Source organism: Fontibacillus phaseoli, assembly GCF_003337355.1.
Lineage (GTDB): Bacteria > Bacillota > Bacilli > Paenibacillales > Paenibacillaceae > Fontibacillus > Fontibacillus phaseoli.
Genome location: NZ_QPJW01000003.1, coordinates 1 through 16756, shown reverse-complemented (window position 1 = coordinate 16756; position 16756 = coordinate 1). Strand labels below are relative to the sequence as shown.

Genomic DNA, 16756 nt, shown 5'->3' with positions numbered 1-16756 from the left:
CAAGCGGACTGGCGAGAACGAGCAGCTCACAAACTTTGAGGGGGAAGTACAATGCCTAAAATGAAAACCCACAGCAGTCTTAAAGACCGCTTCAAAATTACCGGATCCGGTAAAGTAAGACGTTACAAAGCGAATCGCAATCACTTGCTGTCCCATAAGTCCAAACGCGCTAAACGTGTATTGGCAAACAGCCCTGTGGCTTATTCCGGTGACGTTAGCCGTTTGAAACAACAACTCGCAAACTTGAAGTAATTTATTAACACAACTTATTGGGAGGTTTATTGATATGGCAAGAGTAAAAGGCGGATTCGTGGTTCGTCGTCGTCATAAAAAAGTATTGAAATTGGCTAAAGGTTATTTTGGTTCGAAACACCGCATTTTCAAAACAGCTAACGAGCAGGTTATGAAATCCCTGCTGTACGCATATCGTGACCGTCGCACGAAGAAACGCGATTTCCGCAGACTGTGGATCGTTCGTATCAATGCGGCTGCACGCATGAACGGTTTGTCTTACAGCAAATTGATGCATGGTCTGAAACTGGCTGAAGTTAATATCAACCGTAAGATGCTTGCGGATCTGGCTGTTAACGACATCAACGCGTTCAACTCTTTGGCGACTGTAGCTAAAGAAAAAATCAACGCCTAATTAATGCGATAGTAGCGACGTCGTCTCTGGTTGCGATCAACCGGAGGCGGCGTTTTTTTGATGTCAAAATGCATTCGAGATAGCCTTATGGAATTTCTTGCAAAGTTTAACGAATCCCTTTGGGGATCGATGAGTACTTTGTGGGGTTCTTTTGTGTGGGGAACTCTTTTATTGGGAAAGATAATTATTGAAGTAAATGAGCAGAAAGCTTTGATTTCGGGCTAAATTCACACATAGCGAACATTGTATGGGAATTGTGTCGAATGAAAGCGATTCATTTCACAAAAAGGCGAAGCTTATTTAACCTATGGTCATTAAAAGTATGGATTTTAAGTAATTTTAAATGTATAATTTGTCTGTACAGACGCTATAACAGGGTCATAAAATTTTAAGGGGGATTATTCGTCAATGAAGTCAATGAACAAAACCTTCAAATTTTCTTTAGTCATGGTACTCGCGGTGATGATGATTTTGGCGGGTTGCGGCAGCAACAAGAACAATGCAGCAAACAACGGTGCCACGTCCAACACGGGAGCGGGTAACACTGAAGCCGGCAATGGTGCTAACAATGGCGGAAGTAAATCGTCCGACATCGAGGTCGGTCTTGTTACAGACATTGGCGGCGTAAACGACAAATCCTTTAACCAATCGGCATGGGAAGCGCTTGAGGCTCTGAATAAAGAGCAAGGCATCCAGCACAAGTATTTGCAAAGTGGAAGCAGTGCGGACTACATTCCGAACCTGAACCAATTTGTGCAAGGCGGCTATGACTTGACTTGGGCGATCGGCTTTGATTTGGGCGATGCGTTGAAGCAAGTGGCTGACGCCAACAAGGACGCCAAACTGGCGATCATCGACAGCGTTGTTGAAGCGCCTAACGTCGAATCTGTTACTTTTGCAGAGAACGAAGGTTCGTTCTTGGTGGGGGTAGTTGCGGGTCTGACTACAAAAACAAATCAAATCGGCTTCATCGGCGGTGCGGAAAGCCCGGTTATCAAACGTTTTGAAGTTGGTTTCAAAGCAGGCGTAGAGGCAGTTAATCCGGATGCGGAAGTTAAAATTACTTATGCCGGTGCATATGATAAGCCGGATATCGGTAAATCGCTAGCCAGCCAATTGTATGACAACGGCGCGGATATTATTTTCCCTGCTGCCGGACAAACCGGTAACGGCGTATTTAACGAAGCAACTGCACGCAACAATGCAGGCGGAGCTACAAAATTGTGGGTTATCGGCGTGGACAAGGATCAATCGCTCGAATTTGGCGATGAAGTAACGTTGACATCGATGATTAAGCGGGTAGATGTAGCGGTGAAAAACGTAACTCAACAAGTCATTGACGGTACGTTCAAAGGTGGCCAAATCACGAACTTGACGCTGAAAGACGACGGCGTAGGCATTGCTGATACTTCTTCGAAAAACGTAAGCAAAGAGATTCTTGACAAAGTAGAAGAATACAAACAAAAAATTATCAGCGGCGAAATCACAGTTCCGGCGGAGTAACAAATATATTTTCTTTACGGCGGTTAAGACCGGATAGTAAAATAAAGCATAAGCAGGCAAGGCCAGTGTTGTATGAACTGGCCTTGTTGTTTGCGTAAATCCCAGAATGGTGAGGGTGATTTCATGAGCACTGCGGCTCCTGTAGTCGAGTTGAAGCAAATCACAAAGCGTTTTCCCGGTATAGTCGCCAACGATTCAATCAGCCTGACCTTGCGTAAAGGGGAAATTCATGCGCTCTTAGGCGAAAATGGTGCCGGCAAGTCAACTTTGATGAATATTTTGTTTGGGCTTTACCAACCGGATGAAGGTTCCATTGAGATCGACGGAAAACCGGTAACGATTGATAATCCGAACAAAGCGATAAAATTAGGAATTGGTATGGTTCACCAGCATTTCAAGCTGGTCCAGCCTTTCACGGTTACGGAGAATATCATTCTCGGCATGGAACCGAAGAAAGGGCTTAATATCGACTATAAATCGGCGTCCGCCGAAGTGGCGAAATTGTCGGAACAGTATGGTCTTCACGTCAATCCTAACTCCAAAATCCAGGATATTTCGGTCGGAATGCAGCAACGCGTGGAAATTATGAAGACCTTGTTCCGCGGCGCGGATATTCTTATATTTGATGAGCCAACGGCGGTATTGACCCCGCAGGAAATCGTGGAATTGATGGCGATAATGCGGCGTTTGGTGGCGGAAGGCAAGTCTATCATTTTGATTACTCACAAGCTGAAGGAAATCATGGAAATTTCCGACCGGGTGACGATCGTTCGTCGCGGCAAAGTGATTGATACGGTGGATACGGACAAAACGAACCCGAACGAGCTTGCCGAAAAAATGGTCGGCCGCAGCGTCACTTTCAAAATAGACAAAGATGCTCCGGTCATCGGACAACCCGTCTTGCAACTGAAGCAGGTGAAAATGAATGACAAACACGGAGTTTCTATTTTGAATGGGCTAGATCTGGAGGTTAAAGCGGGAGAAATTGTCGGGATCGCCGGCGTGGACGGCAACGGCCAATCGGAGCTGATCGAGGCCATCACCGGACTTCGCAAGATTGATTCGGGCACGATTAAGTTATCCGGCAAAGACATTGCCAATCTGCCGACGCGCAAAATCATCGAAAGCGGCATGTCCCATATTCCTGAAGACCGCCATAAACACGGGTTGGTGTTGGATTTTTCCATCAGTGAGAATATGGTGCTGGAGACATATTACAAATCTCCTTTCAGTAAAAGCGGTTTTCTTGACCGCCGGGTTGTGGATAAGAATGCCGAGAAGTTAGTGAAGGATTTCGACGTGCGCACCCCGAGCATTGAAACCAAAGCCCGCTCTCTGTCGGGAGGCAATCAGCAGAAGGCAATTATTGCGCGGGAAATAGATAAGAATCCGGATCTGTTAATCGCTGCCCAACCGACACGCGGACTCGACGTAGGCGCTATCGAATTCGTTCATAAACAATTAATCGGCCAACGCGATCAAGGGAAAGCCGTACTGCTTATTTCTTTCGAGTTGGACGAAATTATGAATGTATCCGACCGGATTGCCGTGATTTATGAAGGAAGAATTGTCGGTGAAGTGCTTCCGAAGGATACGAATGACCAAGAGCTGGGTCTGATGATGGCAGGCTTCATGGAAAAGGGAGGACAATCGGATGAATAGATTGCGCAAAATCTTTACCCTGGACAGCCTGATCGTGCCGCTCGTGGCTATTCTCCTCGGCTTGATTGTCGGCGCCATCGTCATGCTTCTAGGCGGTTACAACCCGTTTGAAGCGTATGCTGCCTTAATCAAACGGGTTGTGGGCAACCCGTACGACTTTGGCGAGACGATTCGGCAGATTACGCCTCTGATCTTTACCGGGCTTGCCGTGGCGTTTGCCTTCCGTTCCGGGATGTTTAATATCGGCGCGGATGGACAGGTTCTTATCGGGATGACGGCGGCAACGTCCGTATCTCTGTCCATGTCAGGTGTTTCGTCTTCGATTGTCGTGCCAGTGGCCGTAATAGCCGGGGGAGTCGCAGGTGGGTTATGGGCTGCGATTGCCGGCTACCTGAAAGCCAAACGGGGCATTAACGAAGTTATTACAACGATCATGTTGAACTGGACCGCTCTTTATTTATCCAACTACGTGATCCGTCATTTCTTCCTGCTCAAGGGGCAGAACCGTTCGGAGGATATTGGAGCATCGGCTGCTCTGACGTTCCTATCGGGTATATTTAACAATGCCCGGGTGCACTGGGGGATCGTTATCGCACTGTTGGCTGCCCTATTCTTCTACGTATATCTCTGGAAAACGAAGCAGGGTTATGAGATGCGCGCGGTCGGTTTTAACCAGAATGCGGCTGAGTATGCCGGGATGAACGTAGGGCGCAATGTGGTGAAAGCCATGTTCATCAGCGGGGTGTTCGCCGGTTTGGCGGGTACTTTTGAGGTGCTTGGCGTATTTCATTATCAGTCGGTCTTTGCGGCGTCTCCGGGCTACGGCTTTGACGGGATCGCGGTTGCGCTTCTTGGGATGAATCATCCGTTCGGGGTCGTTCTGGCTGCAATCCTGTACGGCGTTTTGACTTACGGATCGGCGGGGATGAGCTTTGCAGCGGGTGTTCCACCCGAACTGATCAAAATCATCATCGGTTCCATCATTTTCTTCATTGCCGCACAAGGCATCGTCCGCTTCGTGCTGAAGCCATTCTACCTCAAGCGCAAGAAAGAGAAGGTGTTGTAATATGGACGTTCTTACGCTGCTAGGTCAGTTGCTCAATTCAACCCTTGTGTTTTCGACCGCGCTGATTTTTACGGCTCTTGGCGGGATTTTCTCGGAGCGTTCCGGCGTGGTGAACATCGGTCTGGAAGGTTTGATGATCTTCGGTGCATTCGCGGCTGGGGTGGGAACCTACTATGCCCAGGAAGCAGGGCTCGGAGGCATGGCACCATGGATCGGTGTTATCGCTGCAATTATGGTTGGCATCCTCGGCTCGCTTATTCATGCTGTCGCTTCGATTACGTTTAAGGCGGATCAGACGATCAGCGGGATCGTAATCAACTTTTTGGCGGCAGGCTTGACCGTCTATATCGTGAAGATGCTCTTTAATGGTTCTGCAGAAACGCCATTAATTAAAGTGTTCCACAAAATTGAGATTCCGTTCTTGCGTGATATTCCGGTTATTGGCGAAGGATTCTTCAATTCGTATCCAACGACCTATCTGGCGCTTATACTTGTCGGAGTCGCTTACTATGTGTTGTTTAAAACGCCTTTTGGCCTTCGCTTGCGTTCCGTAGGTGAATATCCGGGCGCAGCCGATACGCTGGGCGTAAACGTTTCGCGGATGCGTTATATTGGCGTAATGATCAGCGGTGCGCTTGCGGGCATCGGCGGTGCGACGATTACGCTGACTACGACAAGCACCTTTGCCCACAATACGATTTCCGGGCAGGGCTTTATCGCGATCGCTGCAATGATCTTCGGCAAATGGAACCCGGTAGGTGCCTTAGGGGCGGCTATGTTCTTCGGCTTCTCCCAGGCGATCCGGAACTATGTGCAATTGTTTGAATGGTCCAGAAGCATTCCGCAGGAATTCATTTTCATGATTCCGTATGTATTGACGATTATTGTACTGGTCAGCGCGGTCGGCCGATCTTCGGCTCCTTCCGCACTTGGTACTCCATACGATCCATCCAAGAGATGATGAGAGCGGTCCCGCAGGCGTATGCCTGTCGGGGCCGTTTTTGTCTGCAGAGTCGTACTTAAAAAGGCCGGAGTTTAATGTCTCCGGTCTTTCATAGAGCCAACGGAAGGCCTATTTTGGACAAATCAAGGCGATGGCGCAAGCGGGGGCGGATGGAAACGAATATGGTGATTTGAACACGAAATAGCCGGAACATGCAGTTCGAAAGGTAGCGCCCAACACGGCTATTTGATCCTACATTGGAGGAGGGTTACCATGGGTAGAACGGTAACAAAAAAGGAAGCCGAAAAGTGGCTGGGCAAGTCGATCGTCGCTTACAAAAAGGATGGCGGAATGGTTACCGGCAAGCTGGTAAAAATTAGCGGAAACCGTTTGATTGTAACTCAAAATTCGGGCAAAAAAGTGAAGACCAAGGCGATTATCCCGCTGGTTCTGTTTGATCTGCTTGCTATCGGAACGGCTCCTTACGGCTATGGAGGTTACCCTTACGGGGGAGGTTACGGCCCGTACGGAAATCCTTACGGTGGTTATCCCTACGGCGGTTTCTGGTAATCGTTTAAACCCGGATCAGCAACTTCTTTTCCAACTCAAAACATTGGGAAAGCTGAACATATCGGACTGTCTGATAGCCTAGATTCCGATAAAACTGTTGGGCTCGGGTGTTGTCCCGATCTACCATGACTTTGGCTCGTGTACACCCGCGCGAACCGGCAAAATTTTCCGCCTGGGCGATCAGGGTTTTGCCATGGCGGTTACGCCGGTGCGCGGGAGCAACGGCCATCATATCGATATATAAAAGTTCACCGTGTACCATGAAGTGAATGAATGCCACGGGGTTGGCTTCATAATAGGGCGACACCACCAACGTAACGCCTCGGGCGAACCGTTTGGGGAGTTCTTTGATGACCGTTTTCAATTCATGCGGGGGCAAGTGGGAATAAGGGACAAGCTCCTTAAGAATCAGTTCGTTAATGACCGGATCATCCTGTTTAGGTCTTCTGTAACGTATCATTTCACTCGTAGTCCTCCTCATGAAGAATGAAATTCGGCCTCACCTCATGCATAAAAGTGGGCGTTATCTTTTATCATATGACAGGAGGGTATCCAGGGGTTCCAAGTGGAATATGAAGCGGAGAAACGCTGAATTTGAATAAGGTTCGGCCCGCTGACATGGAGCCTGTTCTTGAGCAACTTTCAAAACTGCCTCGAAAAGGGTATTGACTCTGGATGTAAACTAATCATATAATGTTTCTAAACATTTTAACGATTATATCAATCGGCGATGAAGAGGACGAAGGTTTAAGGGCTCTTTGCTCAGAGAGTGGACGGATTTGCTGAGACCGTCTGCCATTACCCCTTAAATGCGAGCTCACCTCGGAGCTGTTTTCCTGAAAAACTGCAAGGTATCCTAGGCAATGCTTGCGATGAGTCTATTAGGGAAAATCGTCAGGTCTGCGTTAAAGACCACGGGTAGGAGTCGGCTTGGCTTCTACTCGTTAAGACTCGGTACTGTGAAGAACCGGGTGAAAATGGGTGGTACCACGGAAGCTAAACCTTTCGTCCCTCGGAACAGGAGACTGTTCTGGAGGACGGAAGGTTTTTTTGTTAATATAACAATTTAAATTTTAGAAATACCTAAGTTTTGGAAGGAGGATGACTGATGAGCGCGCAAATTCCTGCAGTGCGGTCTACAGAACAATTACGTGAGAAATGGATGAAACCGGAAGTGATCACCGGTTCGGATATCCTGCTTCGCAGCTTGCTTTTGGAAGGTGTCGAGTGCGTCTTCGGTTACCCGGGGGGCGCGGTGCTATATATTTACGATGCGTTGTACGGGTTCACCGATTTCCATCACCTGCTGACAAGACATGAGCAGGGAGCGATTCATGCGGCAGACGGTTATGCCCGTGCAAGCGGGAAAGTCGGTGTCTGCATCGCTACTTCCGGACCGGGAGCAACCAATACGGTAACGGGAATCGCGACAGCCTATATGGATTCGGTTCCGCTCGTCGTCATCACCGGGAACGTAGTCTCCAGCCTTATCGGTACAGACGCTTTCCAGGAAGCCGATATCACCGGCATTACGATGCCGATCACGAAGCATAGTTATCTGGTCAGAGATGTAGAGGATCTTCCGCGCGTTATTCATGAGGCATTCCACATTGCAAATACCGGACGCAAAGGGCCTGTGTTGATTGATATTCCGAAGGATGTTTCGGCAAACAAAGCGCTGTTTGAACCCGTGCAAACTATCAACCTGCGCGGCTATCATCCTACCGTTGTTCCGAACCGTTTGCAGCTCGACAAACTGTCTTCGGCGATTCAGGAAGCGGAACGTCCGGTCATCCTGGCCGGCGGAGGCGTGGTATATTCCGGCGGACACGAAGCGCTGCTGGAATTCGTGAACAAGACGGAAATTCCAATTACCACGACATTGCTTGGGCTAGGCGGATTTCCAAGCGGGCATGACCTTTGGATGGGGATGCCAGGCATGCATGGTACCTATACCGCTAACCAGTCCATCCAGCAGGCGGACCTGCTGATCAACATCGGCTCCAGATTCGATGACCGGGTAACCGGTAAGCTCGACGGTTTTGCACCGAAGGCAAAAATCGTGCATATCGATATCGATCCGGCGGAAATCGGGAAGAATGTTAAAACAGACATTCCGATTGTTGGAGATGTCAAAACCGTCCTTGAATTGCTGAATCCATTGGTTGGACGCGCAGGAAAGGCTGATGAGTGGAGAGCCAAGATCAAGCAGTCGAAACAGGATAAACCGTTCAAGTATAAAGATTCGGATTCCGTACTCAAGCCGCAGTGGGTCATCGAACTGTTGAACGAAACGACGCACGGCGAAGCGATCGTAACGACGGACGTAGGGCAGCATCAAATGTGGGCCGCCCAGTACTACAAATTCAATCAGCCTCGTTCCTGGATCACTTCCGGGGGACTCGGAACGATGGGCTTCGGATTCCCGTCAGCGATCGGCGCACAAATGGCTCAGCCGGAACGGCTGGTTATTTCGATCAACGGAGACGGCGGCATGCAGATGTGTGCCCAGGAGCTGGCGATCTGTGCGATCAACAAAATCCCTGTCAAAGTGGTCGTCATCAATAACCAGGTGCTTGGTATGGTTCGTCAATGGCAGGAACTGATCTATGAGAACCGCTACAGCCATATCGATCTTGCCGGCAGCCCGGATTTCGTGAAGTTGGCGGAAGCTTACGGCGTTAAAGGGTTACGCGCGACGAACAAAGAGGAAGCCAAGAAGATTTGGCAGGAAGCTTTGGAAACGCCGGGACCGGTATTGGTGGAATTTGTAGTGGATAAAGGCGAGAACGTGTATCCGATGGTTACACAAGGTTCCACCATTGATCAAATGCTGATGGGGGACGATGAATAATGATAAAAAGTCATGCTATTTCCGTATTGGTTAATGACCAGCCAGGGGTTTTGCAACGCGTGTCCGGCCTTTTCGGCCGGCGCGGGTTCAACATTGAAAGCATTACGGTCGGGCAATCGGAGGAAGAAGGATTGTCCCGGATGGTCATTGTGACCCAGGGTGATGACAAAACGCTGGAACAAATTGAAAAGCAATTGTACAAACTAATCGACGTGATCAAAGTCGTCAACCTCAGTTCCAAGCCGATGGTTGGGCGCGAACTTGCATTGATCAAGGTGAAGTCCGAACCGGCGGAGCGTCCGGAGATTATGGGCGTCGTTGAAACGTTCCGTGCGGCGGTAGTCGATATCGGTACGAACAGCATGATCGTTCAGGTGGTCGGCGATACGGAAAAAATCGATGCCATGATCGAACTGCTGCATCCATACGGAATCCGCGAGCTGTCACGAACCGGAGTTACCGCCATGATTCGCGGCAATGCCTGATAGTTTTTTTACAACATAATTTAGCATCAGCTTCACCTTCCGCCTAAGTTGGCGGGGGATTGAAAGTATCGTTCTTCCAGAGTTTCCAGGGGTGACGATCCTTTGAATCACCCGTCAAACAGGCGGAGGGTACAAAATAAAATTGGGACGTGCGCTATGCATACCCGCATATTATGGGAGGGTTTTAGAAATGGCAGTTACTTTGTACTATGAACAAGATGCAGAACTTAGCGTATTAAAAGGGAAAACGATCGCAATTATCGGATACGGCAGCCAAGGTCATGCCCATGCCCAAAACCTGCGTGAAAGCGGGCTTCAAGTCGTTGTTGGCCTTCGTGAAGGGAAATCCTTCAACAAAGCTAAAGAAGACGGTTTTGAAGTTCTTTCCGTAGCGGAAGCTACAAAACGTGCGGATGTCGTCCAAATCTTGATGCCGGATGAAACTCAAGCGGCTGTATACAACAGCGAAATCGCTCCTAACCTGAAAAAGGGAGCTGCCCTGCTGTTTGCCCACGGCTTTAACGTTCATTTTGGCCAAATCGTACCGTCCCCGGACAATGATGTTCTGCTCGTTGCTCCAAAATCGCCGGGTCACATGGTTCGCCGTACTTATGTTGAAGGCTTCGGGGTTCCGGGTCTGATCGCGATTCATCAAGATGCTACCGGTAAAGCCAAAGAAATCGGTCTTGCTTATGCCAAAGGGATCGGCTGTACACGTGCCGGAGTCATTGAAACTTCATTCCGTGAAGAAACCGAAACCGATTTGTTCGGTGAACAAGCTGTACTTTGCGGCGGTGTAAGCGCCCTGATCAAAGCAGGTTTCGAAACGCTGACCGAAGCGGGTTACGCTCCTGAAATGGCTTACTTCGAGTGTTTACATGAACTGAAGCTGATTGTTGACCTGATCTATGAAGGTGGCCTGGCAACGATGCGCGATTCCATTTCCAACACGGCGGAATACGGCGACTATGTTACCGGTCCTCGCGTAGTTACGGAAGAAACAAAGAAAGCGATGAAAGAAGTGCTGTCCGATATCCAACAAGGCAAATTCGCACGCGACTTCATCTTGGAAAACCAGTCGAACCGTGCATTCCTGACAGCTACCCGCCGCAACGAAGCCAATCATCCGATCGAAGTTGTCGGCAAAGAGCTGCGCGGTTTGATGCATTGGATCAAAAAGTAATACATTTAAAGGTACGTCATAAATATGTAGCATGAGTATTCCGGTTGCCTATTAAGCTGCTGCTTTAAGGCGGTGCGGAGCTAAAGAAAAGAATGAACCGTTTATCTTATCCAATGCGGCCGTGCATCAGCGTGTGCCGCATTGGAGGTTTTTATTTGGACGTTTTTTATTCAGGGGGTGCAGAATGCGGAAGATTTATATTTTCGATACAACGCTGAGGGACGGAGAGCAGTCGCCGGGGGTCAATCTGAACACCCGGGAAAAGCTGGAGATCGCATATCAGCTTGAAAAGCTTGGTATCGACCGGATTGAAGCGGGATTTCCCGCGGCTTCACAGGGAGATCTCGCAGCGGTCAACGCCGTGGCGCGCTCCATCAAAAAGTCGACGATTATCGGCTTGTCGCGTTCGCGCATGCAGGATATCGACGCGGTTCGGGAAGCGCTGCAAGGCGCCGAAGACCCTTGCATCCATCTGTTCTTGGCCACAAGCCCGATACACCGGAAATACAAGCTTAGGATGGAGAAGGAGCAGGTGCTTGAAACCGCCCGGGATGCGCTTCGCTATGCCCGTAAATATTTCTCCAAAATCGAGTTTTCCTGCGAGGATGCCGGACGTACGGAACTTGACTTCTTGTGCCGGATGACGGCGATGGCCATCGAAGAAGGCGCTTCTGTCGTCAATATTCCGGATACGGTCGGTTACTTGTATCCGTATGAATACGGTAACATCTTCAAGACGCTTAAGGAACAGGTTCCCGGGATTGAAAAAATCCAGCTGAGTGCGCACTGCCATGACGACCTGGGTATGGCGACAGCGAATTCGCTTGCCGCGATTCTCGGCGGAGCGGATCAGATTGAAGGCACGATCAACGGGATCGGCGAGCGGGCCGGAAATACGGCGCTTGAAGAAGTGGCGCTTGCTCTGGAAACGCGCAGTGACTTTTTCGGTGCGAAGACATCGCTTGAATTGACGGAAATCTCGCGCACCAGCCGCCTTGTTAGCCGTTTGACCGGGATGGTCGTTCCCGGCAACAAGGCGATTGTCGGCGCGAATGCTTTTGCCCATGAATCGGGCATCCATCAGGACGGTATGCTGAAAGAGAAGACGACCTATGAAATCATGTCGCCGGAGACGATCGGATTGAAGGAAAGCAAGCTCGTGCTGGGCAAGCATTCCGGCCGCCATGCGTTCCGGGAGAAGCTGACCGATCTGGGCTATACGCTTGGGGAAGAACAGCTGAACGAGGCGTTTGCCAAGTTCAAGGCGCTTGCAGATAAGAAGAAAGACGTGACCAACGAGGACATTCTTTCCATTTTGGAAGAGAAGCTGGACGATACGCCGGAGTCGTTACACCTGGAAACGATTTATGTTGCATACGGTAACGAGTCAACGCCGCATGCGAAGGTTACCCTCTTGACGGCGGAAGGCAATACGGTGGAGAAAGAGGCCGACGGCAACGGCTCGGTCGATGCGATTTACAATGCGATTGACCTGGCGTCGGGTGAGGAAGTGACGCTTTCCGATTATTTGATTAAATCGGTGGGACGCGGCAAAGATGCGCAGGGTGAAGTTCATGTCGTTCTTGCCCAGGACGAAATATCCGTCCAAGGTCGAGGCGTAAGCACGGACATTCTTGAAGCGAGTGCGCGTGCTTATGTCGATGCCCTGAACCGCCTGATCGAGAAAAAGGAAAGTGATCGCGGCCTTAAGGCTCAATCTTAAAATATGCTCCTAAAAACGGAACATAGCAAAGGCTGTGGAGTCATAGGCTCCGCAGCTTTTTTTGTATTTTTGCATGAAAGTGCGGCAGTCATGTTTAGTTTGAAGCGAAATCGTCCAACTTAACTTGAGAGCTCAGAATCTCTGATGATTTCAGACAAGCGAAAAGGAGAAGACAACATGACCAAATCCGTTAAATCCGTAACCTCTCCCAAAAAGTTTATTATCGGGCACGACCTGCTGGAGACCATTTATGATTATATGAAGCATTTCGGCGACAGCGCGTACGTGATCTGCGACGAATTTATTCTGGAACGGGCTTCCAAAGAAGCGGGGAAATCCATTACTGCCGGTGGCGGCAAAGCCGTATTCGAGAAATTCAACTATGAATGCACCAAGGAAGAAATTCAGCGTCATCGCGGTCTTTTGCATAAGGCGGGAGCCCATATCGTCGTCGGCATCGGCGGAGGAAAAACGCTGGACACCGCCAAAGCTACCGCTTATTATGAAAAGCTGCCGGTCGTCATTTTTCCGACCATTGCTTCCACGGATGCTCCATGCACGGCGCTTGCGGTGATTTACAAACCCGACGGTTCCTTTGACGAATATCTGTTTTTGCCAAGCAATCCCGATGTGGTGCTGGCTGACACCGGCATCCTGGCAGCTGCACCGGCCCGCTTCTTTGCTGCGGGAATCGGAGACGCCCTGGCTACCTATTTCGAAGCGAGAGCCTGCTACCGTTCGGTCGGGGACAATCTGGTACTGATGAAACCTTCGCTGACCGGACTTGGCATCGCCAAACTTTGCTACGACACCCTGTTGGAAAACGCCGTTCAAGCCAAAATCGCCGTGGATAACCGCGTTGTAACCAAAGCGGTGGAAAATACGATTGAAGCGACGATTTACTTAAGCGGAGTGGGAGCGGAATCCGGCGGGTTAGCGGCTGCACACGCCATTCATAACGGAATGACAGCCGTTAAATCGCTGCATCATGCCCAGCACGGGGAAAAGGTAACGTTCGGATTGTTGGCTCAGCTCGTCTTGGAAAACGCGCCCCATGAAGAAATCGAAATGGTTATCTCCCTGGTGAAGCAGGTGGGGCTTCCGTTGACCTTGCAAGATCTCGGAGTCAAAAAGTTCGTCGAAGAAGAGTGGCGCCAAGTGGCTGCCAATGCCTGTGCGGAAGGTGACACGATGGGAAATATGCCTTTTCCAGTTACGCCAGATGACGTGTACAATGCGATTGTCGCGGCCAATGCGATTGCTGAAGCATACCGTGACGAAGAAGAACTGTAAGAGCACGATTTAATCCCTTTTTTCAAGGGATGGAGCCGCTATCGATTAGCGGCTTTTCCAATTCCTGAAGCAGCATAACACCTATAGTTAAAACCTATTAACCTAATAGATTCTATATCTTGGTTTTCTTGCTGGTGATTATGTTACAACTAAATAAGAGTCTATTCGAGTGAGCTACTGAGAGAAAGGGAGTTGTATGGTCATGGCAGAAGTAAAGAAGATTGCGGTTATCGCCGGAGACGGGATCGGACCGGAAGTTGTAGCTGAAGCGGAAAAAGTATTGAAACGTACGGAGGAATTGTTCGGATACAAATTTCAAACGGAGCATGCTTTGTTCGGGGGCATTGCCATCGACGAGAAGGGCACGCCATTGCCGCAGGAAACGCTGGATATTTGCCAAAAGGCGGATGCCGTTCTGCTCGGGGCGGTAGGGGGTCCGAAGTGGGACAACAACCCGAAGGAATTGCGTCCGGAGACCGGATTGCTCGGCATCCGCAAAGCGCTCGGCTTGTTCTCGAATCTTCGCCCGGCCGTTGTATTCGACTGTCTTAAAGATGCTTCGACGCTGAAAGCGGAAGTGTTGGAAGGAACCGATCTCATCGTAGTCCGCGAACTTACCGGCGGCATTTACTTCGGTGAGAAATTCCGCCGCGAGACGGAGAACGGACAGGAAGCAGTCGATACTTGCGCCTACAATGTCAACGAAGTGGAGCGTATCGTGCGCCAGGCTTTTGAAATCGCCCAAAAACGCCGCAAAAAGCTGGCGTCGGTAGACAAAGCCAATGTACTCGAAACCTCCCGTTTGTGGCGCGAGGTCGTGATCAAGGTTGCTCCGGAATATCCTGACGTCGAGCTGGAGCACGTATTGGTCGATAACTGCGCGATGCAGTTGCTGCGCCGCCCTTCGAGCTTCGACGTCATCGTGACGGAAAATATGTTTGGCGACATCTTGAGCGATGAAGCGGCGATGCTTACCGGTTCGATCGGCATGCTGTCCTCGGCTTCGCTTGGCGAAGGCAGCTTCGGCCTGTATGAGCCTGTGCACGGTTCGGCGCCGGATATTGCCGGACAGAACCTGGCTAACCCGATTGCAACGATTCTCTCGGTAGCTTTAATGTTCCGGATGACGTTCGGCTATGCGGATGCTGCAGATGCTATTGAGCGCGCAGTCTCGGATGTGCTTAATGCGGGCCATCGTACAGGGGATATCGCAGTTGACAAGAGCAAAGCGATCGGTACGACGGAGATGGGAGATATGATTGTCGCTGCGATCAAAAAGTAAAGAGTAGCTTCCGATTGCAATATTTTTTAAATATAATATTAAATTATAATAATTATAAATAAATATTATTTATAATCTTGACTTTGAATTTTTCGAATGATACCATTTGAAATGTAGTCACTACCTGCAAATGAATGATGTGGATACAGAAACTTTTCGGTTTCTTACATATTTCTAAAGGAGGCTTTTTCAAATGGCAGAACGATTGGTGGGAAGACCCGCACCGGATTTTGACATGGCGATTGTAACCGGGGACGGCAAGGAATTTGGACGCAAGAAATTGTCCGATTATCAAGGCAAATGGTTGGTATTCTTCTTCTATCCTTTGGACTTCACGTTTGTGTGTCCTACGGAAATCACCGCGCTTAGCGAAGCTTACACCCAGTTCAAGGAGTTGGATACCGAAATCTTGGGTGTCAGCATTGACTCCGAGCATAGCCACAAAGCATGGATCAATACTCCAATCGACAGCAACGGCTTGGGTCAATTGAACTTCCCGCTGGCTTCGGATATTACGAAGAGCGTTGCTCGCGATTATGGCGTTCTGATCGAAGAAGAAGGTGTAGCACTCCGTGGTCTGTTCATCATCGATCCGGAAGGCGAACTTAAGTATCAAGTGGTTAACCACAATGATGTGGGCCGCAGCGTTGAAGAAACTCTCCGTGTGCTTCAAGCTCTTCAATCCGGTGGCCTTTGCCCGATGAACTGGAAGCCTGGGGACAAGAATCTCTAAGCCAACATAAATAGTCTTTAAGGCCCCCTGACGGCACAAGCCGGAACAGGGGGCTTTTTGCCCCGATTGACAGGGGATGACGAAAGAAAACAGACGTATTTTCATGCGTGTCCGGGCTCATCCTAGAAGGAATAAAGAACAACTACCTGGTTAAAGGAATTTGCATTCGGGGTCGCGAATAAATATATGCAAATCAATTTTATGCCATCCAGGTTATACGGTAGCCTGAACGGGAAAGGGTGATGGGGAATGAGTTTTTGCTGCGGCGCAAGTATGGTTGGAACGAAAGGAACGTTAAAGCATTACCGTACCCAGGTTCATAACGTTCCCCTGCTTTTTTGTCCGGTATGCCATCGGGTGGAGGTTCACTATAAGGTGGAAAACGAGTACGAAGTCCTTGCTGAATATGCACATAGCGACGGGCTTTCGGAGATCGATTTTCAAGACTTCATTATGGAGGACGAAGAATCCATCTTTGGAAATTGCGTGAACCGCGAGGATGAAGACCCGCTAGATCTTGTTCAAAGTCAGATTGACATGTCGCTTGATCTTTTGACAGTTGCGAAACAAATCGAGGATTCCAAATGGGAAGATGAACTTAAGAAGCGGCTGGCTGTCATGAGCCGACGAAGATCGAAATTGTTGCAAAAGAATAGCAAGGAAATGAAATAGCTCCCATCAGGGAGCTCAGGCTGTCGAGAAAGTCTCGACAGCCTTTTTTATGTTATATTTATTTAAGACGACACCGCGTTAATGTTGTATAATATAGGTAGCTATTTATAGAACGGGATGGTGTCTGCATGTTGCGTTCCA

The 16756-nt window shown here is 49.3% G+C and carries 16 protein-coding genes; 15 read left to right on the top strand and 1 reads right to left on the bottom strand.

Annotated elements, in window-relative coordinates:
* The first annotated feature begins 51 nt into the window (after positions 1-51).
* From rpmI to DFP94_RS10210, 7 genes are all read left to right on the top strand, one after another.
* Positions 52-252 carry a 50S ribosomal protein L35 gene (gene rpmI, locus DFP94_RS10240; RefSeq protein ID WP_044477582.1) on the top strand — a complete coding sequence of 67 codons (201 nt, stop codon included), beginning with the start codon at positions 52-54 and terminating at the stop codon, positions 250-252.
* Positions 253-286: 34 nt separating this feature from the next.
* Entirely contained in the window at positions 287-646 is a 360-nt protein-coding gene (rplT, locus tag DFP94_RS10235) for a 50S ribosomal protein L20 (RefSeq protein ID WP_108464861.1), read from the top strand.
* Positions 647-1063: 417 nt separating this feature from the next.
* Positions 1064-2149 (top strand): BMP family lipoprotein, encoded by a 1086-nt coding sequence (locus DFP94_RS10230; RefSeq protein WP_114496801.1) that lies wholly within the window; start codon positions 1064-1066, stop codon positions 2147-2149.
* Between the two features lie 123 nt (positions 2150-2272).
* Positions 2273-3811, top strand: a complete 1539-nt coding sequence (locus DFP94_RS10225; protein ID WP_114496395.1) for an ABC transporter ATP-binding protein — start codon at positions 2273-2275, stop codon at positions 3809-3811.
* Positions 3804-4877 (top strand): ABC transporter permease, encoded by a 1074-nt coding sequence (locus tag DFP94_RS10220; RefSeq protein WP_114496394.1) that lies wholly within the window; start codon positions 3804-3806, stop codon positions 4875-4877. The genes DFP94_RS10225 and DFP94_RS10220 overlap by 8 nt, the downstream gene beginning before the upstream one ends.
* 1 nt (position 4878) lies before the next feature.
* Positions 4879-5838: an ABC transporter permease gene (locus DFP94_RS10215; protein WP_114496393.1), complete on the top strand. Its 960-nt coding sequence runs from the start codon at positions 4879-4881 to the stop codon at positions 5836-5838.
* Between the two features lie 255 nt (positions 5839-6093).
* Complete coding sequence (locus DFP94_RS10210; protein ID WP_114496392.1) at positions 6094-6390, top strand: hypothetical protein; 297 nt, start codon at positions 6094-6096, stop codon at positions 6388-6390.
* 4 nt (positions 6391-6394) lie between these two features.
* Here DFP94_RS10210 and DFP94_RS10205 read toward each other — a convergent pair whose 3' ends face one another.
* Positions 6395-6850: a GNAT family N-acetyltransferase gene (locus DFP94_RS10205; RefSeq protein WP_114496391.1), complete on the bottom strand. Its 456-nt coding sequence runs from the start codon at positions 6848-6850 to the stop codon at positions 6395-6397.
* Between the two features lie 648 nt (positions 6851-7498).
* Between DFP94_RS10205 and ilvB the strand changes: the two genes are divergently transcribed.
* From ilvB to DFP94_RS10165, 8 genes are all read left to right on the top strand, one after another.
* Positions 7499-9244, top strand: coding sequence for a biosynthetic-type acetolactate synthase large subunit (ilvB, locus tag DFP94_RS10200; RefSeq protein ID WP_114496390.1), 1746 nt, complete (start codon positions 7499-7501; stop codon positions 9242-9244).
* On the top strand, positions 9244-9729 hold the full coding sequence (gene ilvN, locus DFP94_RS10195; RefSeq protein WP_114496389.1) for an acetolactate synthase small subunit: 486 nt from the start codon (positions 9244-9246) through the stop codon (positions 9727-9729). Before ilvB ends, ilvN begins: the two co-directional genes overlap by 1 nt.
* A gap of 190 nt (positions 9730-9919) precedes the next feature.
* Positions 9920-10912, top strand: a complete 993-nt coding sequence (gene ilvC, locus DFP94_RS10190; protein WP_114496388.1) for a ketol-acid reductoisomerase — start codon at positions 9920-9922, stop codon at positions 10910-10912.
* Positions 10913-11096: 184 nt separating this feature from the next.
* On the top strand, positions 11097-12635 hold the full coding sequence (locus DFP94_RS10185; protein ID WP_114496387.1) for a 2-isopropylmalate synthase: 1539 nt from the start codon (positions 11097-11099) through the stop codon (positions 12633-12635).
* Between the two features lie 177 nt (positions 12636-12812).
* Positions 12813-13928: a glycerol dehydrogenase gene (locus DFP94_RS10180; protein WP_114496386.1), complete on the top strand. Its 1116-nt coding sequence runs from the start codon at positions 12813-12815 to the stop codon at positions 13926-13928.
* A 202-nt stretch (positions 13929-14130) separates the two neighbouring features.
* Positions 14131-15210, top strand: coding sequence for a 3-isopropylmalate dehydrogenase (leuB, locus tag DFP94_RS10175; protein WP_114496385.1), 1080 nt, complete (start codon positions 14131-14133; stop codon positions 15208-15210).
* A 193-nt stretch (positions 15211-15403) separates the two neighbouring features.
* Entirely contained in the window at positions 15404-15943 is a 540-nt protein-coding gene (locus tag DFP94_RS10170) for a peroxiredoxin (RefSeq protein WP_114496384.1), read from the top strand.
* A 249-nt stretch (positions 15944-16192) separates the two neighbouring features.
* A complete protein-coding gene (locus tag DFP94_RS10165; RefSeq protein WP_114496383.1) occupies positions 16193-16615 on the top strand; it encodes a hypothetical protein in 423 nt (140 codons plus the stop codon).
* Positions 16616-16756: the final 141 nt, after the last annotated feature.